The sequence below is a fragment of the Acinetobacter sp. YH01010 genome (genome assembly GCF_013420775.1).
GTDB classification, from domain to species: Bacteria; Pseudomonadota; Gammaproteobacteria; order Pseudomonadales; family Moraxellaceae; genus Acinetobacter; species Acinetobacter amyesii.
The window spans coordinates 41,986-64,830 of the sequence record NZ_VOYF01000008.1 but is presented as its reverse complement, the minus strand read 5'-3'; the positions used below and the strand labels follow the sequence as shown (position 1 = coordinate 64,830).

17 protein-coding genes and 1 pseudogene are annotated in these 22,845 nt (G+C 40.2%); 9 read left to right on the top strand and 9 right to left on the bottom strand.

Annotation, left to right across the window (positions count from 1 at the left end; genetic code table 11):
• Positions 1-30: 30 nt before the first annotated feature.
• Positions 31-1,061, top strand: a pseudogene (locus FTT77_RS08960) (aldo/keto reductase).
• 79 nt (positions 1,062-1,140) lie between these two features.
• Positions 1,141-1,599: an SRPBCC domain-containing protein gene (locus FTT77_RS08955; RefSeq protein WP_373686706.1), complete on the top strand. Its 459-nt coding sequence runs from the start codon at positions 1,141-1,143 to the stop codon at positions 1,597-1,599.
• Positions 1,600-1,738: 139 nt separating this feature from the next.
• Here FTT77_RS08955 and FTT77_RS08950 read toward each other — a convergent pair whose 3' ends face one another.
• Positions 1,739-2,275, bottom strand: coding sequence for a lecithin retinol acyltransferase family protein (locus tag FTT77_RS08950; RefSeq protein WP_078193494.1), 537 nt, complete (start codon positions 2,273-2,275; stop codon positions 1,739-1,741).
• Between the two features lie 135 nt (positions 2,276-2,410).
• Here FTT77_RS08950 and FTT77_RS08945 point away from each other — a divergent pair, with 135 nt between their 5' ends.
• A complete protein-coding gene (locus tag FTT77_RS08945; RefSeq protein ID WP_257220784.1) occupies positions 2,411-3,187 on the top strand; it encodes a phosphodiester glycosidase family protein in 777 nt (258 codons plus the stop codon).
• A 56-nt stretch (positions 3,188-3,243) separates the two neighbouring features.
• On the opposite strand, the gene FTT77_RS08940 is transcribed toward FTT77_RS08945, so the two are convergent.
• The 4 genes from FTT77_RS08940 to putA all read right to left on the bottom strand — a co-directional run bounded on the left by FTT77_RS08940 (position 3,244) and on the right by putA (position 9,276).
• Complete coding sequence (locus FTT77_RS08940) at positions 3,244-3,492, bottom strand: hypothetical protein (protein WP_180041590.1); 249 nt, start codon at positions 3,490-3,492, stop codon at positions 3,244-3,246.
• Positions 3,493-3,755: 263 nt separating this feature from the next.
• Positions 3,756-3,980, bottom strand: coding sequence for a hypothetical protein (locus FTT77_RS08935; RefSeq protein ID WP_168378613.1), 225 nt, complete (start codon positions 3,978-3,980; stop codon positions 3,756-3,758).
• A 252-nt stretch (positions 3,981-4,232) separates the two neighbouring features.
• On the bottom strand, positions 4,233-5,315 hold the full coding sequence (gene trmA / locus FTT77_RS08930) for a tRNA (uridine(54)-C5)-methyltransferase TrmA (RefSeq protein ID WP_078193491.1): 1,083 nt from the start codon (positions 5,313-5,315) through the stop codon (positions 4,233-4,235).
• A gap of 229 nt (positions 5,316-5,544) precedes the next feature.
• Positions 5,545-9,276: a trifunctional transcriptional regulator/proline dehydrogenase/L-glutamate gamma-semialdehyde dehydrogenase gene (putA, locus tag FTT77_RS08925; protein ID WP_180109191.1), complete on the bottom strand. Its 3,732-nt coding sequence runs from the start codon at positions 9,274-9,276 to the stop codon at positions 5,545-5,547.
• A 134-nt stretch (positions 9,277-9,410) separates the two neighbouring features.
• Between putA and FTT77_RS08920 the strand changes: the two genes are divergently transcribed.
• Positions 9,411-9,905 carry an Lrp/AsnC ligand binding domain-containing protein gene (locus FTT77_RS08920; protein WP_078188676.1) on the top strand — a complete coding sequence of 165 codons (495 nt, stop codon included), beginning with the start codon at positions 9,411-9,413 and terminating at the stop codon, positions 9,903-9,905.
• A 61-nt stretch (positions 9,906-9,966) separates the two neighbouring features.
• On the opposite strand, the gene putP is transcribed toward FTT77_RS08920, so the two are convergent.
• Entirely contained in the window at positions 9,967-11,469 is a 1,503-nt protein-coding gene (putP, locus tag FTT77_RS08915; protein ID WP_180109192.1) for a sodium/proline symporter PutP, read from the bottom strand.
• Positions 11,470-11,892: 423 nt separating this feature from the next.
• Here putP and aspA point away from each other — a divergent pair, with 423 nt between their 5' ends.
• From aspA to FTT77_RS08890, 5 genes are all read left to right on the top strand, one after another.
• On the top strand, positions 11,893-13,341 hold the full coding sequence (gene aspA, locus FTT77_RS08910) for an aspartate ammonia-lyase (protein WP_180109193.1): 1,449 nt from the start codon (positions 11,893-11,895) through the stop codon (positions 13,339-13,341).
• A 315-nt stretch (positions 13,342-13,656) separates the two neighbouring features.
• Positions 13,657-14,013 carry a hypothetical protein gene (locus tag FTT77_RS08905; protein ID WP_180007827.1) on the top strand — a complete coding sequence of 119 codons (357 nt, stop codon included), beginning with the start codon at positions 13,657-13,659 and terminating at the stop codon, positions 14,011-14,013.
• Between the two features lie 179 nt (positions 14,014-14,192).
• A complete protein-coding gene (gene mfd, locus FTT77_RS08900) occupies positions 14,193-17,660 on the top strand; it encodes a transcription-repair coupling factor (protein ID WP_180109207.1) in 3,468 nt (1,155 codons plus the stop codon).
• Positions 17,661-17,883: 223 nt separating this feature from the next.
• On the top strand, positions 17,884-18,318 hold the full coding sequence (locus FTT77_RS08895; protein WP_067762788.1) for an HIT domain-containing protein: 435 nt from the start codon (positions 17,884-17,886) through the stop codon (positions 18,316-18,318).
• Between the two features lie 61 nt (positions 18,319-18,379).
• Positions 18,380-19,846 (top strand): adenylate/guanylate cyclase domain-containing protein, encoded by a 1,467-nt coding sequence (locus FTT77_RS08890; protein ID WP_078193484.1) that lies wholly within the window; start codon positions 18,380-18,382, stop codon positions 19,844-19,846.
• A 172-nt stretch (positions 19,847-20,018) separates the two neighbouring features.
• On the opposite strand, the gene fdx is transcribed toward FTT77_RS08890, so the two are convergent.
• Genes fdx through hscB form a run of 3 tightly spaced genes read right to left on the bottom strand, consistent with a single transcriptional unit; the run spans position 20,019 to position 22,788 of the window.
• Entirely contained in the window at positions 20,019-20,357 is a 339-nt protein-coding gene (gene fdx / locus FTT77_RS08885) for an ISC system 2Fe-2S type ferredoxin (RefSeq protein ID WP_078188671.1), read from the bottom strand.
• Between the two features lie 16 nt (positions 20,358-20,373).
• Positions 20,374-22,233 (bottom strand): Fe-S protein assembly chaperone HscA, encoded by a 1,860-nt coding sequence (gene hscA, locus FTT77_RS08880; protein ID WP_180109194.1) that lies wholly within the window; start codon positions 22,231-22,233, stop codon positions 20,374-20,376.
• 39 nt (positions 22,234-22,272) lie between these two features.
• Positions 22,273-22,788 carry a Fe-S protein assembly co-chaperone HscB gene (gene hscB, locus FTT77_RS08875; protein ID WP_180109195.1) on the bottom strand — a complete coding sequence of 172 codons (516 nt, stop codon included), beginning with the start codon at positions 22,786-22,788 and terminating at the stop codon, positions 22,273-22,275.
• Positions 22,789-22,845: the final 57 nt, after the last annotated feature.

Genomic DNA, 22,845 nt, shown 5'->3' with positions numbered 1-22,845 from the left:
CTGTGTATAAATAAAACACAGGAAATCACCATGAACTATCACAATCTAGGGCAATCTGGCCTACAAGTTTCAGAGTTTGGTTTTGGAGCAGGTACATTTGGTGGGCAAGGCCCAATTTTCTCTGCATGGGGGCAAGCGAGCTTAAATGATGCTCAGCGCATGATTGATCTCTGTATTGATCAAGGCGTGAATTATTTCGATACCGCAGATGCTTATTCAAATGGTGCCTCTGAGCAGATGCTCGGTGCATTACTTCAATCAAAACGCCAAGAGGTGATTATTTCCAGCAAAGTGGGTATTCTAGAAGCTATATAATTCAAGCCGTGGAGGCGAGTTTAAAACGGTTAGGCACAGATTATATTGATGTGCTGCAGCTGCATCAGTTTGATAGCACGACGCCACTTGAGCAGCTGATGCGCAGTTTAGATGACTTGGTACGTAGTGGAAAAGTTCGCTATATCGGTGCATCGAATTTTTCAGGCTGGCAGCTTATGAAAGCACAGTCGATTGCCCAACAGCATGGCTATGAAAAGCTAAGTGTGCATCAAGTCTATTATTCTTTGATTGGACGTGACTATGAATGGGAGTTGATGCCTGCGCAGCATGATCAACAGATTGGTGCAGTGGTTTGGAGTCCGCTGGGCTGGGGGAGATTAACAGGAAAATTTGATCGTGAGCATGCGATTCCAAAGCAAAGTCGGCTGCATGAAACAGCACAATTCGCACCGCCAGTTCGACATGAAAAGTTATTTGCAGTGTTAGATGTAATGCAAGAAATTGCCATGGAAACAGGGCACTCTATCCCGCAGATTACATTGAATTGGCTGAAAACCAGACCGACTGTGTCTAGTATTTTGATAGGCGCACGTAATGAACAGCAACTGTTGGATAACCTTGCGGCGAAAGATTGGTCGTTAAGCGTAGAGCAGTTAGCCCGATTAGACGCAGTCAGTGCAGTGTATCCACCTTATCCATACTATCCCTATTGGAATGGGCAATTTACAGAGAAGAATCCCACGCTAGTGACATCAGCCTTTATTTCAGAACATACAGCAGAATAGGGCAATAACAATTCAGTGGTAGGCAATGATCAGTTCTCTGTGCTATCACTGAATAAAATTAAAATATTAAGGAATGCTGATGAGTGTCGTGATTGAAACCCAGATGTTAATTCGTAAGTCCATCAATATCGTATTTAATGCTTTTGTTGATCCTTTAATAACACAGCATTTTTGGTTTAGTGCATCGAGTGGATATCTAGAAGAAGGTAAAACGGTGCAATGGACTTGGCAAAAATATAATGCAGTCGCCGATGTAGACGTGCTGAATATTAAGGAAAACAAATTAATTCAAATACAGTGGGGTGAACCAAAAACTCAGGTCGATTTTATTTTTCAGCAGATTAGCCCGATGGAAACCTACGTTCGTATCAAAAATTCAAAGATTCCTCTGCAAGGTCAGGCATTAATTGATTTTATTATCGATAGTACAGGTGGTTTTACAACGGTTTTGGATGCAGCCAAAATTTATTTAGAACATGGCCTGCAAAGCAATTTGGTTGAAGATAAATTTCCACCTTTTAGCAATGCGAACTTTTAGCAATGTGAAGAGTGACCAAAATTAAGCATGACATCTGATACGCCGTAAGGAAAAGCTTGTGTATTAGCGCAGGATTTCTAAGCAATGTGCTGATGTATTGAAATTTGATAAAGCCACGGTTCAATGCTGCTGCAGTGAATTAACGATTTTTATGTTCTTCACGCTTTAAATAGGTATAAACCGGCATTTGCATTTTGGCTTTTTCGCGCAGTTTCTTTTTAATATAGAACACCAGTGCAAAGCAAGTGGTGGTCACGGTCAGCATCATACTGCTCATAAAGCTCATCAGAGAACTGACATAGCCAATCGTGGTGAGTCGGTTCATCATACGGAACACTTGAGGACTACTTTCAACGCCGGTAATAGCCCAGGTGCATAAGTGTTCACAGTTATTAATAATCAGATGATAGTTGTTTTCATGCATACGTGAGCGCATGCGACGCACCACTTTACGACCTTTAAATTTTGGATTGCTATATGACTGAACGATAATTTTTTTGCCGTGGCTGAATTTTTCGATCGAAGTCATTTCAATTGGATGTTTTTTGAAAAGGTGTGCAAAACCAGAGTAGTGAATGACTCTACCGCGGCCGGCATATATGCCATGATGGCTATAACCGAAGTGTTTAACAATAAGATGTGTTCCAAGAGGAAAACCATCTTTCTGCACGTGCATGAATTTACCAGTCCTACTTTAAATCCGAATTATTTTTAAAGATTAGTCTACTTTTAATCTGTGAATTAATCGACTATTTTAGCGATGATTTAGCTAAAATTTGTTCGATTTTTAACGCACGCTATGGATAGGGTCATGCTTGGTGTTCAATCAACCTCAATGTTTAAAAAAATGCGCTTTATGATGCTGCTCGGTCTGATTTTCTCACCGACTATTTCCTATGCCAATATTCAAGCGAAACGTGTCAGTCAGCCCATTGCCGTGGATGTGGTTGAAATTTCGGATCTGAGTCAACTGAAGCTCTATTTATATAATGCAGAGCAGCAGCCATATCGAGACTTACAGCGTTTAAAGCAGGCATTAGCGCGTAAATGTAATACGATGAACTTCGCAATGAATGCAGGGATGTATCATGCAGATTTAGCGCCTGTTGGTCTTTACGTTGAAAATGGGCTGCAGAAAAAAGCCTTGAATCGTGCAACACGAGGCTTTGGCAATTTCTTAATTCAGCCGAATGGTGTTCTAGCATGGAATGACAAGCAAGCGGTGATATTAACTACACAAAAATATGCTTCCACAAATTTTAATGCACGTTATGCGACGCAGTCAGGCCCGATGCTAGTGGTAGATGGAAAAATCAATTCAAACTTTATCCCACAGTCAGATTCATTGAAAATCCGCAATGGTGTGGGGATCAAAAACGGCAAGTTGTATTTTGTGATCAGTCGTGAAGGCGTGTCGTTTTATGCATTTGCACAATATTTTAAGCAGCAATTATCGATTAACAATGCCTTGTATTTAGATGGATCTGTGTCTAGTGCAGATATTCAAGCATTGAATAGACATGATTCAAGTTTGAAAGCTTTAGGGCCAATTGTAGCGTATACAACAGCATTTCAATGCAAACAATAAAAGCCCGAATGGTCGGGCTTCATGTATACAGTCTTTAGATTGATAGCAACTACTGTTTATTTGCCGACTAAACCTAAAAAGGTACTTTGGGTTTGGCACATTTGAATGGCTTGTTCTTTAGATTGTTGCTTGATACTTTCTTCAAACTGTTTTTTCTGTTCTTTGATTTGCTCTTCGTTTAAGCCCATTTGTTTCGATAAGGCTTCGAGTTTATCCCAAGATTCTTCGCATTCTTTGGGAATTTGGCTACAAGCACTTAGACTAAGTATGCAGCAGGCGATTAGGCAAATTGTTAATTTATTCATGTTCATTCCTTTAGTTTTTATATCAATGCTGTTTAGAGGTCTTCGGCATCATATTTGATGCAATATTAGGTTTTATTGTCGTGTGTTTAAAAATTAGACATCACTGAGTTGCCTTGGAGCATAGCATAAAAGCTGTAAATAGCGATGTGGCCAATCCACAAAACCTAATCTGTAAATAAGCGGCATACTTTTGATTAGACTAAAAAATGAAAAAGGCACTCTGTAAAACAGAATGCCTTGTTTGAACATTGAATGTTCAGACTCTACTGTAGAGGTAGATGCTGGATTTCATTTAATTCCTTACGGCTATAACCGCGCGAAGCGAGTACTTTTTTGATACCGAGGATAACATCTTCATCTGTTGCCTTTGTAAGAGCAGCAATAAGCTGTTCATTGGTTTTACAAGAGCAATCATTTTCAACACAGGCAATTTGATTCTTATGCCCGTTTTGCTGTTCATTAGCGAACAACTTATGCCAAAAACTCATAGAGCCTTCATTTGCGACCTAACATAGGACGAAATATAACCAATCCAATAAATAAAGCAAGACTACTAAAGTGAAATTTTAGCCACTTGAATCATCATTTTTTCGATTGGACTTTTAGAATCTTTGCCTAATTGATATAAAAAGGCATCCATTACACCGCATGTGGCGAGAAAATAAAGCTTTTTTAGTATATAAAAAAGGAGCTTTTAGAAAGCTCCTTTTATGACAACAACATGACTTGAAATAATTTGTTTAAATCTTCTCAAGAAACACACCAGACTCTACATGGTGTGTATAAGGGAATTGATCAAACAAGGCAAATTTACTGATTTTATGCGTTTGTGAAAGCAGTTTAAGATTGTCATGTAAAGTATCTGGGTTGCATGAAATATAGATAATGCGTTCAAAACGTTGCAACAGTTTTAGTGTTTCATCATCGATACCTGCACGCGGTGGATCGACAAATACCGTATCGAAGTTATAGCTTGAAATTTCAATCTCAGCTTCTTCAAGGCGGCGGAATGTACGTTCAGCATTGTAGGCTTGGGTAAACTCTTCAGCTGATAGACGAGCCACTTGGATATTATCAATGCCATTTTGCTCAATATTCCACTGTGCTGCATAAACTGAAGACTTGGCTAATTCTGTTGCCAAAACGCGATTAAAGCGTGTAGAAAGTGGCAGCGTGAAATTACCATTACCACAGTAGAGCTCAAGTAAGTCTTTGTCTGAGTGATCCGCAACCTGACACGCCCATTCCAGCATTTTTTGACACACGCCAGCATTGGGCTGAGTGAAACTACTTTCAATTTGTTTGTACTGATATTTACGGTCAAATACTTGGAGTTCTTCAACCACATAGTCATCAGTTAAAATCACGCGCTGACCACGACTACGACCATAAATCTTGATGTTGAGCTTTTCAGACAGCGCTTTGGCAGCTACCTCCCATTCAGCATTGAGCGGGCAGCGGTAAACCAATGAAACTAACATTTCACCTTTCAGGGTTGCTAAGAAATGAACCTCAAATAAACGGCTCGATAAGATCTCTTGTGCCTTGAGTTCATTTAATAATACGGGCATTAAATCATTAATGCTTTTATCTGCAATAGGGAAATCTTTAATTTCTACAACTTGTTTTTCATTGTCTGCATTGCGTTCAAACATTGCATAGAACATATCATTTTCAGTATGCCAAATTCGGAATTCCGCTCGCATACGAAAGTTTTGTTCAGCAGAAGGAAAAACTTCTAAAGAGGGAGGGTTGTATTCTGAAAATTGAGCCGTAATGCGGGCAACTTTGGCATCAAGTTGTTGCTGATAAGTTGAAGTCATATGCAGTAAAAAATCGCAAACATATTAAAAAAAGTCATGTTAGCAAAATTCACCTTATAAGACTAAATTAATTCCACTTTTGGCTGTATTTATCTGTAGAGAAGATGAATCTGAATACGCTAAACAGAACTTTTATCGAGGGGAAGTTAAAAAAACGCTCAATCTTTATGGAACATTCATAAAGATTGAGCTAAGTGAGGAACTGATTAGTTGGAGTTCAATTCAGTGTTTAATTCATTGTCATTAAGCTAGCATTACCACCGGCTGCCGCTGTATTGACACTGATTGCACGCTCAATCACGAAACGTTCTACAGGGATGTCATATTGGCCTGAAGCTAAATGCGTAATGCCAATAATTGCACCTTCACGAGACGCGATGACTTGTTGAATTTTTAATAACTCACCTTTTTCACCATGATGTAAAACTGCATCAAAATTCCCATGATAAATATCCGTGATCACTTTAAATTGGTCCACGAGAATTTTCGGCATACTATTTAAGTGTTTCAACACAAAAGTATTGTCTGCAAGTACCACAGGCTGACTACCTACCGATAAAATCGCAGCAATTTGATGTAGTTGATCTGCATCATTGTTAGCCAATGAAAGCACACCCTTACGTGCCAAAATGGCATATTGGTTGTTTTCACCGGTTGGGCCTTGTAGCTCAAAACTTTGTCCAGCGGCTATGGCCTGCGGTGCTTGAATCGCAATGCCTGAAAAATGCTGCTTCGCCCAAGTGTTAAAAGCTTCATATGCAGGGAAGTGTGTAGCTTGCGTTTCTGCCTGAGCCGCATAAGGTGTAGCCAGTTTTTTCACAGACACTTGATGCATTAAACGGTAGAGATATAAAGGACCGCCCGCTTTTGGACCTGTACCTGATAAGCCTTCGCCGCCAAAGGGTTGTACACCAACCACAGCACCTACAATATTACGGTTAATGTACAGGTTGCCGACTTCTGCATGACCGATGACTTTTTGAATCGTGTCATCAATACGTGTATGCAAGCCCATGGTTAAACCATAACCTTTGGCATTAATTTGTGTTAATAGGTTTTCAATCTCACCATATTTGTAGGTGATTAAATGCAATACTGGCCCAAAAACTTCGCGTTCTAAATCATTTAAATTTGGCAGTTCAATCAAAGTTGGTGCAACGAAGGTTCCCGTACTTAAGGCATTGCTATCAGCATTAAACATGATTTGATGTACGGGATAGCCTTTGCTACGCATCTTCTCAATATGTTTTTCAATATTTTGCTGTGCTTCAAGGTCGATTACTGGGCCAATGTCAGTTGCTAATAGGGCAGGATTACCGACACGAAGTTGCTTCATCGCACCTTGTAACATGGTACGGACTACGTCCACATTATCTTCTTGTACACAGAGGATACGCAGGGCGGAACAGCGTTGACCTGCACTGTCATAAGCAGAGTTAACGACATCCAATACCACTTGTTCTGTCAATGCAGATGAGTCAACAATCATGGCATTTTGACCACCAGTTTCAGCAATCAATACCACGCTCTCGCCAAATTGGTTTAGGCGCTGTGCCACGGTTTTTTGCAAAATACGTGCGACTTCCGTTGAGCCTGTAAACATGATGCCTTGGATACGTGAGTCCGCGCTGAGTTTGGCACCAATGGTTTCGCCACGTCCAGGAAGGAGTTGCAATACATCGAAGGGAACACATGCTTCCCATAAAATATGTACAGCTTGAGCAGCAATCAGAGGCGTTTGTTCAGCAGGCTTGGCAATCACGGTATTACCTGCAACCAAGGCTGCAGCAATTTGACCTGTGAAAATAGCAAGCGGGAAGTTCCATGGGCTAATGCACAGCACAGTACCTAGGGGTTCAATTTTCGTATTCTCTGCTAGATCAATCATTTGAGCTGCATAATAACGTAGGAAATCTACAGCTTCACGGACTTCAGCAATAGCATTGGCATAAGTTTTACCACTTTCACGTGACAACAACACCATGAGAGATTGCAATTGTGCTTCCATCAAATCTGCCGCACGGTTTAAGCATGCTGCACGCTGATCTTTGTCTAAAGTTTTCCATGAAGCTTGGGCATTTACAGCATTATTGAGAGCGATTTCCGCTTGCTCTAGACTAGCTTCACTGACACTGCCGACCACATCACTACGGTTTGCAGGGTTTGTAATGTTGATACTTTCAGTATGAATTTCTTCTAAATTAGCGCCCATTGCACTAGCATGCCACTGGGTATGTGCATGCTGTACTGCCGTGGTATTGAGCTGATATAAGTCGCGATCATTGGCTAAATCGAGTCCTTTTGAGTTGCGACGTTCAGTGCCATACAAATCTTGCGGAAATGGGATAGAAGGATGCTTCGCTCCAGTGATACCTTCTTTTTCAGCCGTCGCTAATATCGTCTGTCTTGGATTTTCAATTAAATCTTCAATTTTTAAATTTTTATCTGCAATACGGTTGACGAAAGAGGTATTCGCACCATTTTCCAGTAAACGTCGAACCAAATAGGCCAATAAGGTTTCATGGTTACCCACTGGTGCATAAATACGACAAGGCACACCCAGTTTGTTATCAGACTTCGAACCCACCACTTGTTCATAGAGGGGTTCACCCATGCCGTGAAGGCACTGAAATTCATACTGGCCTGGATAGTAAAGCTCTGGCTGTGCTAATTGGTAGATCGTAGCAACGGTTTGCGCATTGTGTGTTGCAAACTGAGGATAAATTTGCTCAGGTGCTGCTAAAAGTTTTTTAGCACATGCAATATAAGACAGGTCGGTATGAACTTTGCGCGTAAATACAGGATAGTCACTCATACCTTCAATTTGCGCTTTCTTAATTTCGCTGTCCCAGTATGCACCTTTCACTAAGCGGATCATTAAACGTTTTTGGCTACGCTTAGCGAGGTCAATAATATGGTCGACCACATAGAAACAGCGCTTTTGGTAGGCTTGAATCACAAATCCAATACCTTTCCAGTCTGCTAATTTAGGCTCAAAACACAGGCGCTCAAGTAGTTCCAAAGAAATTTCTAGGCGGTCAGTTTCTTCAGCATCAATGTTTAAACCAATATTGTAATGCTTGGCTAATACTGCAAGTTCAAGCACTTTGCCATAAAGTTCGTTATGCACACGGTCGATCTGTGAACGTTGATAGCGCGGGTGTAGGGCAGATAATTTGATCGAAATGCCTGCTCCGTTATAAACATCCTTACCTTCAGAAGCTTGACCAATCGCGTGGATCGCATCGGTATAGTCTTGATAATATCGTTCAGCATCAGGTTCAGTTAATGCTGCTTCACCTAACATGTCATATGAATAACGGAAGCCTTTGTCTTCTAATACTTCTGCATGTTTAAGCGCTTCATTGATGGTCTCGCCTGTGACAAACTGTTCGCCCATCATACGCATAGCCACGTCGACAGCTTTACGGATAATGCCACGACCACTGCGTGCTAAAATACCCGTCAATAGACTAGACAGACTTTTTTGTTGAGGGGTTTCCATCAGTTTGCCCGTCAGCATTAATCCCCAAGCAGCAGCATTTACGAACATGAGGCTACTTTGGCCAACATGATCTTTCCAGTTACCTTGGTTGATTTTATCTTTGATCAGTAAATCACGTGTTGCTTTGTCTGGAATACGGAGTAGCGCTTCAGCTAAACACATGAGCGCAATGCCTTCCTGAGAAGACAATGAAAACTCTTGTAGCAAGCCTTGTACAATGCCTGCTTTACCTGTACCGCTTTTACGTTCACGTAATGAATGGGCTAAGTCAAAAGCCAATTGTTGAATTTGATCGCTGATCGGGGAAGGGATTTCACTGTGTGCTAATAAGTTTTCAATGCACTCAGTTTCAGCACGACGCCATGCTGTATTAATAGATTGTTCAAAGCTATTCTTGTCTTTAAATTCAGTGATGTAGTCATCGCTTCCCGTGACTTCAAATACTTTTCCATTCATGTTTCAATTTTCCGTGTCAAAGTTCTATGACGAGCAAATAAATCTTGAGCTTGATCCTTTATTTAATTTATCATCACAGAATATTTAGCGAATAACTCACTATAGTTTTAATAATATTTAGAGAAAAAATTCAGATGACTAGCCCATATTTGAGCTTAGACCGTATAGATATTCGAATTTTAGAGCTGCTGCAAGAAGACGGAAAATTGTCCAATATTAAGCTTGCAGAAATGGTAAATTTATCACCGACTGCGGCGTTGGCACGTGTGCAAAAATTATCTAAAGAAGGCTTTATTTTAGGCTATGAAGCACGTTTAAATCCGGTCTTACTCAACAATGGATTTGTGGTTTTTGTGGAGATTTTACTAGATAAAACCACACCCAATGTATTGGAAGATTTTTCGGATGCAGTGCGTCAAATTCCAGAAATCGTAGAATGTCACATGATCAGCGGTGGTTTTGATTTTGTGGTGAAAATACGCTGCGCAAATATGGAAGAATTTAGAAAAATTTCAGGGCAGGTGCTTTGGCAATTACCTGGTATCAAGGAAACGCGTAGTTATCCTGTCATGGAAGTGATCAAAGAAAGTATGCAAATTAAGCTGAAACCTGCGGCTCGGCCGAAGTAGCTAATCATCAATAATTGAGTACTAAAAAGGGGCATTTAGCCCCTTTTTAGTGTCAAAAATTTTAGATTTCAGACATTTCTTTTTGATATTGCGCTTCGGCTTTTTCAAAGCGTTCAACCACATCCGCCTCTGGTGCTTTGCCCAATAAGCTCACGACAACGATACTGATCGCAGAGAAAATAAAGCCTGGAATGATTTCGTATAAACCAAGGTGGCCTAAGTAGTTTTTCCACACGATGACAGTCACAGCACCCACGATCATGCCAATGATAGCTCCGTTAAGCGTCATACGTTTCCACAGCAATGAAAGAATAATCAGCGGGCCAAATGCAGCACCGAAACCTGCCCATGCATAAGCCACTAAGCCTAAAACTTTACTTGCAGGGTTCATTGCAAAGGTGATTGCAAATACGGCAATTGCCAAGACCATCGCACGTCCAATCCAAACCAATTCTTTTTGCGATGCGTTTTTACGAATAAATCCTTTGTACAAATCTTCCGTCAAGGTGGTTGAACACACCAATAACTGACAGCTAAGTGTGCTCATCACCGCAGCTAAAATTGCGGCCAAAATAATCCCAGCAATCCACGGATTGAATAGAATTTTAGTCAATTCCATAAATACCGTTTCAGGGTTTGCATTAACGACGCTTGCCAGTTCTGGGTGAACTTGGAAGTAAGCAATACCGATATAACCGGCTGCTACAGCACCGCCTAGACATAGGATCATCCATGTCATACCAATGCGACGTGCATTCGGAATGGATTTAACAGAATCGGCTGCCATAAAGCGAACCAAAATATGCGGCTGACCAAAATAGCCTAAGCCCCACGCCATGCTGGATAAAATCGCAACTGTACTTAAGCCTTCAAATAAATTGGAAGCTTGCGGGCGAGCTGTTTCCAAAATAGCAGCAAGATTTTGACTGTTATCACCTAAAGCAAGGTAGGTGATGATCGGTGTGATCAGCAGTGCAAAGATCATCAGACCCGCTTGGAAAGTATCGGTCCAACTGATCGCTAAGAATCCACCAATACAGACATAGCTGATGGTTGCAATTGCACCAATCCACAGTGCTGTTGTGTAGTTCCAACCGAATAAACTTTCGAAAAGTCGTGCGCCAGCCACCATGCCAGAAGCACAGTAAATCGCAAAGAACACTAAAATCACTACAGCTGAAATGATACGTAAAATCTTTTTACGGTCTGCAAAACGGCTTGTGAAATAATCGGGCAGGGTCAGGGCATTATTTTGATATTCGGTATGAACACGCAAGCGACCAGCAACGATCAGCCAGTTCAACCAAGCACCGATAATTAAGCCGATTGCAATCCAAGCTTCGGAAAGACCAGATAGATAAATTGCACCAGGGAGACCCATGAGTAGCCAACCACTCATGTCGGATGCACCTGCTGAAAGTGCAGTCACAACACTTCCTAAACTTCGTCCACCTAAAATGTATTCGTCAAAGTTATGCGTAGCTTTGTAGGCATACAAACCAATGGCAAGCATTGCAAGAATATAAAAAATAAAGGTGACTAATGTCGGGTTTAAATGGCTCATAGGCGGTTCGTCCTTAATGAAAGCAAATCATCTCTGTCCTAGATGAAAATTTGTACTTCTGTCGTAAGTCGCAGATTCAAGCACGATTTAAAAATTACACTCTGTAACCTTTAAGCATATTTTATGTATGTTTTGCGTAAATGATATTTTTTCTTATTACAAATCGAATTTTTTATTGTGCTGCTGAAATGTTGTACAGAAGGGAATTTAAAATTTGAAATGTAAATCTACTTAAGACTTTTCATCACAAAAAGAGAACTAATGAAATTAGGTAAAAATTACACAATGTTACATGGTGAACAAGAAATGTGCATTTGAAATATTTGGTTGCAAATGTGCATCACATCATCTGTAGTGAGATGATTTGAACAGGTCGAATATGAGGTATGCACAGTCTTGGTGCGTAATTAGAGGGAATACGCAGTGACAACGGTTCAAATGGAAAAAACGAGAATTGAGCATGATTTATTGGGGGATAAAGCAGTCCCGCAGTCATGTTATTACGGTATACATACATTGCGTGCCATCGAAAACTTTCAAATATCAAAGCAGCATGTCGGACAAAATTTAAACTTTGTACGCGCTATTGCTCAGGTAAAAAAAGCGTCAGCAGAAACCAATTATCAATTTAACTTAATACAAGATGATATTCGCCAAGCAATTCAGCAGGCGTGTGATGCATTGATTGATCATCCTGAACAATGGGCAGATTCATTTCCAATTGATATTTATCAAGGTGGAGCAGGCACTTCTATTAACATGAATGCCAATGAAGTCATTGCCAATATTGCCCTTGAGTTGCTCGGAGATGCTAAAGGCAGTTATCAACGGATTCATCCAAACGATCATGTTAATAAGTCACAATCCACCAATGATGTCTATCCAACAGCGCTGCGTCTAGCAACATTTAGCGCTTTTGATGCTTTATTTGTGGTTATAAATCAGCTAATTGGAAGCTTACATATTAAAGCCGATGAGTTTAAACATGTCATCAAAATGGGGCGTACACAGTTACAAGATGCTGTTCCGATGACTTTGGGGCAAGAATTCCGTGCATTTGCAACATTATTAAAAGAAGATTTAAAGTTGATTGAGCAAAATCGACAGCTTTTATTGGAAATTAATTTAGGTGCGACGGCAATTGGTACTGGCGTGAATTCTCCTGCGGGTTATGCAGCGAAGGCCGTTGAAAATCTAGCTCATTTGACTGGTTTAAAATTGCAAGGTGCAGAAGACTATGTCGAAGCAACCAGTGATTGTGGCGTATTTATTTTATTATCGAGCTGCTTAAAACGTTTAGCTGTCAAACTTTCTAAAATTTGTAATGACTTACGTCTTTTAAGTTCGGGGCCACGAACAGGTTTTGCGGAAATTCGTTTACCTGAGTTACAAGCAGGTTCGTCGATCATGCCTGCAAAGGTCAATCCCGTGATCCCTGAAGTGGTCAACCAAGTTGCATTTCGAGTGATGGGTAATGATTTAACCATTACTTTGGCTGCGGAAGCAGGGCAATTACAATTAAATGTCATGGAGCCGGTCATTGCATTGTCCATGAATGAATCGATTGAGCTTCTGGTGAATGCCGTAAAAACATTAGATAGCAAATGTATCCAAGGAATTCAGGCAAATGAGCAAGCATGTTTTGATGCTGTGATGCGTAGTGTAGGAATCGTGACCTTACTCGATCCATATTTAGGTCATGCAAAATGTGATGAAATCGGTAAGCAATGTATTGCCGAAAATAAAACCATTCGCCAAGTGGTTTTAGAGCAAGAGCTGTTAACTGAAAGTCAATTAGATGAAATTTTCTCGATTGAAAATTTAGTTTCTGAAGTGACACCATTTAGTATGCCACTCGCTCAAGTGAGTTAAATGCTTATTTAAGACTTTTAAATAGCCCCATGATGAGTAAATGACGAAGGTTAATCCTTCGTTTTTTATTTGAAGAAATCAGTGGTAAATCTAGAAAACTAATCTGATGGCAGTGATGTTTTAGATTTCTAAAAGAAAGTATTGGGTTGAAAATAAAACGCTATATTTGCTTAAGATCGTAATTATAGTTCTATATAGTCATGAAGGTTTGGATGAAAAATTTAGCGCATAGATAAAGTCAGAAATACTTTAACTTGCCCAAAAAAGGATGTAATCGAAGTACAATAGGTTTTTTATCATGTTGTAGATAGTCAGATGTTTAATAAGTTAGTCGATTTATTCAAAGGTGCTAAAGAGTCGCCTGAGCAACTTTACTTAGAACAACACCACATTCAATATGATGAAACTCAGGGTTATATCATTGAAGGCGTAGTTTTAAATACATTGTCTGAACGTATGGAATATCTGTCGAATAGAAAAATGACAAATTTCGATGATTTAAAACAGCTCTATGCGACTGCAATGATTATCAATGAAAAAATAGACTTGGAAATTGCAAATCAACGCTTTGTTGCACGATTAGGCAATACTGAAGAAAATCTGTTGCAATTTAAACATTATGTCAAACTATTGAATGATTATTATCGTCAATTCATCCGTGATCGTAAGTAAAAGAATCAATGGCAGTTTTTGAGTTTGATGGGTGCGTTAAGGGTACTCATCAATAGAAAATACAATCACAAATCCACATTGGTTAAAACACTGTATATAGTTGCTTAAATCTCGGAATGTAAAAAGCATCGTGTTAATATGATCACCAAGTGATTAAAACATTAAAAGCTATTTACATCATGTTCCAGCAAGAAATTTCACAACTCAATCTTAAACAGCTTAAAGCTGGCGAAAAGCGGTGGGTCGGAAACTTACAAGGCTCATCTGCTGCATTATTATTTAAAGAAATTAGCAAACAATCCAAACAGTTGTTTGTGATTGTTGCACGTAATAATCAGCATCTCGGGCAGTTAGAAAGTGAGCTGGAATTTTACGGAATTAAGCCAACTATTTTCCCAGATTGGGAAATTTTACCTTATGACCGGCTGTCGCCACATCAAGACATTGTTTCTGAACGCTTGGCGATTTTGTCCAATATGCCACAGCAAGGTGTGTTGTTGGTTTCAGCAACAACTTTAGCGCAGCGAGTTGCACCGGCATCTTGGGTATTAGGTGAACACTTTGATATTAAAGTAGGTCAAAAATTTGATATCGAACAACAAAAATTAAGATTAGTACAAGCGGGCTATCACTTGGTGGATACCGTTTATGATCATGGTGAATTTGCAGTACGCGGCAGCATCATGGATATTTACGCTTCGGGGCAAAGTTCACCGATTCGTATTGACTTATTTGATGATGAAATCGATACCCTCAAATTCTTTGATCCTGAAACTCAGCGAACCACCCAAAACTTAGATTATTTTACGGTTTTACCTGCAAAAGAATTTCCATTAAAAGAAGCACGTTCACTGTTTCGTGATCGATATGCGGAAAATTTTCCGACAGCAAATCCAAAGAAAAACCCAATTTATCAAGATGTACAAGATGGTATAGCTTCACCGGGTATTGAGTTTTATTTTCCGTTGTTCTTCTCTGAACAAGCCATGAGAGAGCAAAGTACCCTGTTTTCGTACTTACCTGAGAATGGCATTGTCATTACAGACAGAGCCATAGATGACACATTGATTCAGTTTTGGTCGGATATTGTGCGTCGTTATGAAGACCGCCGTCATAATGTCGACCAACCGATTTTGCCGCCAGAGCAGATTTTCCTACAACCAAATCAAGTGTTAGAACAATTAAATCTCTGCCGTCGTATCGTGGCTTCACCTGAGGCTTTTGATGAACGTAATGGCGTGATCAATCTTACTGCTGAGATTCCACCCCGTTTACCGGTCGATCCAAAACGTGAAAAGCCATTTTCTGCGGTTAAGCAATATATCGATGCGGCAAATTATCCAGTGCTTTTGGTGGCTGAAAGCGCTGGTCGACGTGAAACTTTAAAAGATGCATTGCGTCCAAGTTTGGGTGATATCCCAACGGTCGAAAGTTTTGATGATTTTATGCATTCTATGCATGCGATTGCGATCACTAATGCACCCTTAGATCGTGGTTTATTACTAACTGATAAGCTCAGTGTAATTTCTGAAAATCAGCTATATGAACACCGTGTGGTTCAACGTCGTCGTAAACGCCAACAGGAAGTATCAGAAGAGTTCCTTGTTCGCAGTTTAACCGAGCTAAGTATTGGCGCACCTGTGGTTCATATTGATTATGGTGTGGGGCGATATGCAGGTTTAATTACCTTGAGTATCGATGAGCAAGACCATGAATTTTTGCAGTTAGACTATGCCGATGCAGCCAAAGTGTATGTCCCTGTGACAAACCTGCATTTAATTAGCCGATATAGCGGTGGTGACCCAGATCTAGCACCATTACATAAATTGGGCACAGATGCATGGTCTAAAGCGAAACGCAAAGCACTAGAGCAAATCCATGATGTGGCGGCCGAACTTTTACATATTCAAGCCCGTCGTCACTCGAAGCCGGGTTATGGATTTGAACTGGATCAAAGTCTCTATATGCAGTTTGCCAGTGGCTTCGCCTATGAAGAAACTTTAGATCAAGCCAATGCTATTGAAGCAACACTCTATGACATGCAACAAACGAAGCCGATGGATCGCTTGGTTTGTGGTGATGTCGGTTTTGGTAAAACAGAAGTGGCCATGCGTGCTGCATTTGTGGCAGTACAAAATAACAAACAAGTGGCTGTACTTGTTCCAACCACGTTGTTGGCACAGCAGCACTACGAGTCTTTCAAAGACCGTTTTGCGGACTGGCCTGTACGTATTGAAGTCCTATCACGCTTTGGTTCATCAAAATCACATACCAAAACCATTGAAGACCTCGCAGAAGGCAAAGTGGATATTGTGATTGGCACACATAAAATCTTGCAGGAAAGTGTGCAATTTAAAAATCTCGGTCTCATGATCGTGGATGAAGAGCACCGTTTTGGTGTACGTGATAAAGAGCGAATTAAAGCTTTACGTGCCGATGTTGATATGCTAACGCTAACTGCAACGCCTATTCCACGTACGCTGAATATGGCTTTTAGTGGTATGCGTGATCTATCTATTATTGCAACGCCACCTGCACGTCGTCTTGCCGTGAAAACTTTTGTGCAAGAACACACTGGGGATTCGATTAAAGAAGCCATCTTGCGTGAACTATTACGTGGCGGGCAAGTGTATTTCTTACACAATGAAGTCGAGACCATTGAACGCACGGCAGAAACTCTACGTGAATTGGTTCCTGAAGCCCGAGTTGCGGTAGCACATGGTCAAATGCGTGAGCGTGAGCTAGAGCAAATCATGCAGCAGTTCTATCACAAAGAATATAACGTGCTGGTGTGTTCAACCATTATTGAAACTGGGATTGACGTGCCAAACGCCAATACCATTTTGATTGAGCGTGCAGATAAACTTGGACTAGCGCAGTTGCACCAACTACGTGGTCGTGTTGGTCGATCGCACCATCAAGCCTATGCTTATTTACTAGTGCCTTCGCTCAAAGGTTTAAAAGGTGATGCTGAAAAACGCCTAGATGCCATTTCTCGTGCATCGACTTTGGGTGCGGGCTTCATGTTGGCTACAGAAGACTTAGAAATTCGTGGCGCAGGTGAGTTGCTGGGTGAACAGCAAAGTGGCTCAATGCAAACCATCGGTTATAGCCTGTATATGGAAATGCTTGAAAAAGCCACCAAAGCCATTCAAAAAGGTAAAACGCCTAACTTTGACTCTCCATTGTCATTAACGGCTGAAATTAGCATGCACATGCCAGCCTTAATTCCAGATGATTATTTAGGTGATGTACATCAACGGTTATTGTTCTATAAACGCATTAGTAATACGGATACTCAAGAGAAACTCGATAACATTCGTATGGAGTTAATCGATCGTTTTGGCTTGCCACCACAAGCCGTTAAGCAATTATTCTCTGTCCATCAGTTGCGTTTAAAAGCGGAACAATTGGGTATCACAAAAATTGATATCAGTTCACATGGCGGCAGTATTGAGTTCTCACCAGATACACCAGTTCAAGCCATATCGATCATTCAAATGATGCAAAAGCATCCGACTTTCTTCCGAATGGAAGGTGGACAGCGTCTAAAAGTGATGGTCATGCTCGAAGAATATGACAAACGCATTCAATTTATAAATGACTTATTAGACAGTTTGCTGAAGGAATTGGCGCCAAATCACTAGATTTGGCGTATAAATTGCTTGTTTAGAATGAGTAGATTTTTCTGCGTGTTTTTTATATAGAAGAAACGCTTGATTTTTTTGAAAAATTTATTAGAGTCATAAGCAAGCAACGTTTTATTCAAATGCAGTTTATTTGTAATGAAACGTTCTGTACAGAATATTCACACCCATAAGGATGTGATAGTATTAGCCATCATTCTAATTTTGCATCATTTATAAAGATATGTTTAGTTTACATCCACAACTTGCTCAAGATACGTTTTATGTAGGCGACTTTCCTCTGTCAACATGTCGTTTGATGAATGATATGCAATTCCCGTGGCTTATTTTGATTCCACGTGTTCCGGGAATTACAGAGCTTTATGAATTAAGTCAGGCAGACCAAGAACAGTTTTTACGTGAATCAAGCTGGTTATCAAGCCAATTGTCACGTGTATTCCGTGCAGACAAAATGAATGTAGCTGCATTGGGTAATATGGTTCCACAATTACATTTTCATCATGTTGTTCGTTATCAAAATGATGTGGCTTGGCCGAAACCAGTTTGGGGTACGCCAGCAGTTCCTTATAACAATGATGTCTTGGCACACATGCGCCAAACACTAATGCTTGCACTACGTGGTCAAGGCGATATGCCTTTCGATTGGCGTATGGACTAATCCCGATTTACGGACAATATCAGGATAGTAGAAGAATGAGTGTCCGTATGGGGGCGATCGAGTGCCGTTAGACAATTTAATCAGCAAAGAGCCTAAACAGTTTGAATATTTTCATCGTTTGATGGGATATATCATGCTGTCTTTGGTGATTGTTGTCTATCATTACACTCAGCCAGATACGCAATATCAAATCTACATTCCTGCATTTTTATTTTTTCTGATTTTAGTTGTTCCCAAGTTTTCCCATTGGCTAATTTATCGATATAGCAATCAAGTTAAGCGTAATGTACTTTTTCTGATCGATATCATCGTTATTGCTGTGCTGATGTCTGCAGTACATTTAAGCCTCGTTTTAACCTTTCTTGCGGTCTTTGCACTGCTGTATACAACCATTTATAACAAAATTAATTTCTTAATGATGTCCTTGGCAGGAATTGTAGGCGTCACTGTATTTTATTTGTGTAATATTTATGTCTTTGGTTTTCAAGAGTATTTTGAGTCAACCAGCAGTGAATTAACCGTTCTTGGCTTTTTATGCCTCATTACCTATTTCAGTGTGGGGACTTTTTATCAACATACCCAAGTTCAGTCGTTGAGTAATAAAAAGAACCATTATTATGATCAGATGAATCGTTATATGGAATTCGCCAATCAATTGAGTCGTTATGCGCCAATGCAGCTTTGGCAATCGATTATGAAAGGTGAGTCTGAAGCTAAAATCGAATATAAACGTAAAAAACTCACGATTTTCTTTTCAGATATCCAAGGGTTTACAGAACTTTCTGAAACATTAATCCCAGACGATTTAGCATTTCTACTCAATGACTATTTGAGTCATATGACTGAGATTGCCAAACAGTATGAAGCGACTGTCGATAAATTTATGGGTGATGCAATTCTAATTTTCTTTGGTGATCCACATAGCCAAGGTGTAGAGCAAGATGCAAAAACCTGTTTAGAGATGGCAATGGTCATGCGTCAGCAAATGAAGTTGCTACGTGAACGCTGGATTAAAATGGGTTATCCGCCGCTACACATTCGTATGGGTATTTCTACAGGGTATTGCCACGTTGGGAACTATGGTGCAGCTCACCGTATGGCTTATACCATCGTTGGACGTGATGCTAACTTGGCTGCACGCTTGCAAAGCGCTGCCGAAGTCGATGAAATTTTGATTTCAGACGATACGCATCATTTAGTGAAAAATGACTATTTATGTGCACCCAAAGCGCCGATCTTCTTAAAAGGCATCAAAGGCCCAGTACGTACTTGGCAAGTGATGGAAAAATACACCTCACAGAAAACAGATTATCAACGTTGGTTTGACTACGAATATAAAGGCTTTAATCTATTGTTGAACTTAGATGAAGTACAAAACTTTGAATATCCAGAACTAATACATGTCTTAGAACGCATGATTCAGCGCCTACAAACACAGCAAAAAATGACCAACTCTGCTGGTATTGTTAAACTGAATTTAGAAGATGAAGTTATTGAAGAAGTCAAAAAAACTGAATCTCACTCTTAATTTCACATATACATTGTAAAAATTAGATCTAATCGTATCACGTAAAATTTTAACAATAACTCAGTTCATGCTTTTATAAAAACTTCTTATTTTTGAAATATTAAATAAATTTATCCATAAAAAAGCCAGTTACGATGAACTGGCTTTTTGATTATAGAAAATTATCTATAAATTAATGATTTTCTGAAGCATGGTTGATGGTGTATTTAGGAATTTCAATTTCCAAATCTTCATCTTCAATTTTTACTTGGCATGACAGACGAGAGTCTGGTTCTAATCCCCAAGCACGATCGAGAAGATCTGCTTCGACATCATCCATTTCATCTAGACCATCAAAACCTTTACGTACAACCACATGGCAAGTGGTGCATGCTTTAGACATATCACATGCATGTTCAATTTTGATGCCGTTTTTTAACATGCTTTCGCAAAGGTTAGCATTTGCTTCGACTTCAAACTCAGCGCCGTTTGGGCAGATTGTTGCGTGAGGCAGTACTTTAATACGTGGCATAATCTTGACCTATAAATTAATTTGAGTTTGACCAATCATCGAGTTTTGTGCCTTTCAATGCGGCATCAATGTGCTGATTCATACGAGCTGCAGCAAATGCATCGCTATGTATTTTAAGCTGTTCTACAGCATGTTCAATAGCTTTGATATCTGTCGTTTCAAGTGCAGCATCTAAAACTGTGCGTGCAGCAGTGAGGGAACTATGTTGCTCTTGGCTGAGAAGTTGAGCATCTACTTTAAGTGCTTGATCAAGTGCTTCAAGTTCACGTTTTGCTTCCACTTTGGTTTCTTGAAGATGGCGTAAGTTTTTGTCTTCTTCAGCAAACTTATAACCATCAATCAGTAAGCGTTCAGTGTCGGCATCAGATAAACCATAAGAAGGTTTGATGTCAATTTGAGCATGCACACCAGAAGTGGTTTCTTTGGCTGACACCGTCAATAAACCATCTGCGTCAACTTGGAAAGTCACTTCAATACGTGCTTGACCTGCAGTCATCGGTGGAATTCCACGAAGCACGAAACGACCTAGACTACGGCAATGTTCAACCAGATCACGTTCACCTTGTACAACATGAATTAACATCGCTGTTTGACCATCTTGATAGGTTGTGAATTCTTGGCGACGCGCCACTGGAATGGCTGTATTACGCGAAATAAGGCGCTCAACCAAACCGCCCATGGTTTCTAAACCTAAAGAAAGCGGTGTGACGTCTAAAAGCAATGAACCATCTTTAGAGTTACCAATAAGTTGGTTTGCTGTAATCGACGCGCCAATGGCCACAACTTCATCAGGGTTAATTGTGCAGAGTGGTTCTTGATTGAAGACATCTTGAACAGCTTTTTGCACAGCATATGAACGGGTAGAACCACCGACCAATACCACATTTTGAATATCGCTGAGCTCAAGCTTGGCATCACGCATGACACGTTTGCAAACGCTGATGGTTTTATCCAAAGCAACTTTGATGATGGATTCAAAAGTAGGGCGGTCTAAAGTCAATGATTGATCAAGGACTTTAAGCTCTACAGATTCAGCCTCGGTTAGAGCTTCTTTTGCTTTACGAGCAGAAACGATGAAATGGGCATATTCAGCATCATCTAAAGTTTCAATATTCAGTTGTTTTTTTGCCCATTTTACAATCAGACGGTCTAAGTCATCACCACCAAGCGCCGTGTGGCCACCCGTTGCTAGAACTTCAAAAACACCTTGAGAGAAACGTAAAATTGAAACGTCAAAAGTACCACCACCCAGATCGTAGATCACATAGTTTTGATCATGTGCAAGATTGGTGTCTTGGTCTAAGCCATAAGCCACTGCCGCAGCAGTCGGTTCATTTAAAAGACGGAGTACATTTAAGCCTGCAAGCTGCGCTGCATCACGCGTTGCTTGACGCTGTGCTTCATCAAAATAGGCAGGTACAGTAATGACAGCACCATTTACTGGATTGTTTAAGCTGCTTTCTGCACGGTCTTTAAGTTGTTTTAAAATTTCTGCAGAAATTTCAACTGGTGTTTTACGACCTTGTGCAGTTTCAAAAGCAGGCATTTCATTCGCTTCACCGACTAAGTTGTACGGATGTTGGAATTTGATATCTGCTTTAGAACGACCCATAAAGCGTTTTACAGAAACGATGGTGTTTTTAGGATCAGTCGTTAAGAATGCCTTTGCGTCGTCACCATATTGCGCAGTGGATTCGCCATAGTGTGCAATAGAAGGGAGTAACACACGACCATGTTCATCGTTAAGCACTTTCGCTTTACCAGAAAGTACCGTGGCTACTAAAGAGTGTGTAGTCCCAAGATCGATACCAATTGCGATGCGGTGTTCATGCGGCGCACTTGATTGACCAGGTTCTGCAATTTGCAAGAGAGCCATGTGTGTTACATCCTTTGAACGTCAAATATAAAAAATAAATTAAAAATCATCGTCTAAATCAAAGCTATCGTCGTCTAAGAAGCGATCTTCAGCTTTATCGATGTCAGCCATTACTTTTTTGAAGAAGCGTAATTTACGTACGGTATCACGTGCTTCAGCCCAGTCTTCGTCGTCATAATCAATCTTGAATTCACGAACCAAACCGTCAATCCATTGCTGAACTTCAGTTTTAAGTGAAGTGAGGTCATCAGCAGAGCATGCCTCATCTAACTGTTCACGAATTTCTAAGGCATCTTGTAGGAACTCAAAATCACTAATTGATTGATCAAGGTGATAATCTTGTTTTTTAAGACTTAAAAGATATGCAGCGCGGCTATCAACATTGGATAAAGCTTTAAATGCTTGATTAATCTCACTAGATTTAATCAGGGCTAGATCTTTGTCTTCGGCTTTATCTGGATGATATTGTTGCTGCAACTTTAAAAATTCAGATTTTAAAACTGCTAAATCAATATCGAGTGCTACAGGTAAGTTAAACAACTCAAAATGATTCATGGGAGATGGTGTCCGCAATAGAGGTGCAAAAAGTGTTGCTTTAAATGCAATTAAAAC

Coding starts and splice junctions, on each gene's coding strand:
- FTT77_RS08950 (WP_078193494.1), bottom strand. CDS start 2,275: ATGCACGTGCAGAAAGATGGTTTTCCTCTTGGAACACATCTTATTGTT.
- FTT77_RS08955 (WP_373686706.1), top strand. CDS start 1,141: ATGAGTGTCGTGATTGAAACCCAGATGTTAATTCGTAAGTCCATCAAT.
- mfd (WP_180109207.1), top strand. CDS start 14,193: ATGTTCCAGCAAGAAATTTCACAACTCAATCTTAAACAGCTTAAAGCT.
- FTT77_RS08935 (WP_168378613.1), bottom strand. CDS start 3,980: ATGAGTTTTTGGCATAAGTTGTTCGCTAATGAACAGCAAAACGGGCAT.
- putP (WP_180109192.1), bottom strand. CDS start 11,469: ATGAGCCATTTAAACCCGACATTAGTCACCTTTATTTTTTATATTCTT.
- hscB (WP_180109195.1), bottom strand. CDS start 22,788: ATGAATCATTTTGAGTTGTTTAACTTACCTGTAGCACTCGATATTGAT.
- putA (WP_180109191.1), bottom strand. CDS start 9,276: ATGAATGGAAAAGTATTTGAAGTCACGGGAAGCGATGACTACATCACT.
- hscA (WP_180109194.1), bottom strand. CDS start 22,233: ATGGCTCTCTTGCAAATTGCAGAACCTGGTCAATCAAGTGCGCCGCAT.
- FTT77_RS08945 (WP_257220784.1), top strand. CDS start 2,411: ATGCTTGGTGTTCAATCAACCTCAATGTTTAAAAAAATGCGCTTTATG.
- FTT77_RS08895 (WP_067762788.1), top strand. CDS start 17,884: ATGTTTAGTTTACATCCACAACTTGCTCAAGATACGTTTTATGTAGGC.
- FTT77_RS08940 (WP_180041590.1), bottom strand. CDS start 3,492: ATGAATAAATTAACAATTTGCCTAATCGCCTGCTGCATACTTAGTCTA.
- FTT77_RS08920 (WP_078188676.1), top strand. CDS start 9,411: ATGACTAGCCCATATTTGAGCTTAGACCGTATAGATATTCGAATTTTA.
- fdx (WP_078188671.1), bottom strand. CDS start 20,357: ATGCCACGTATTAAAGTACTGCCTCACGCAACAATCTGCCCAAACGGC.
- trmA (WP_078193491.1), bottom strand. CDS start 5,315: ATGACTTCAACTTATCAGCAACAACTTGATGCCAAAGTTGCCCGCATT.
- FTT77_RS08905 (WP_180007827.1), top strand. CDS start 13,657: ATGTTTAATAAGTTAGTCGATTTATTCAAAGGTGCTAAAGAGTCGCCT.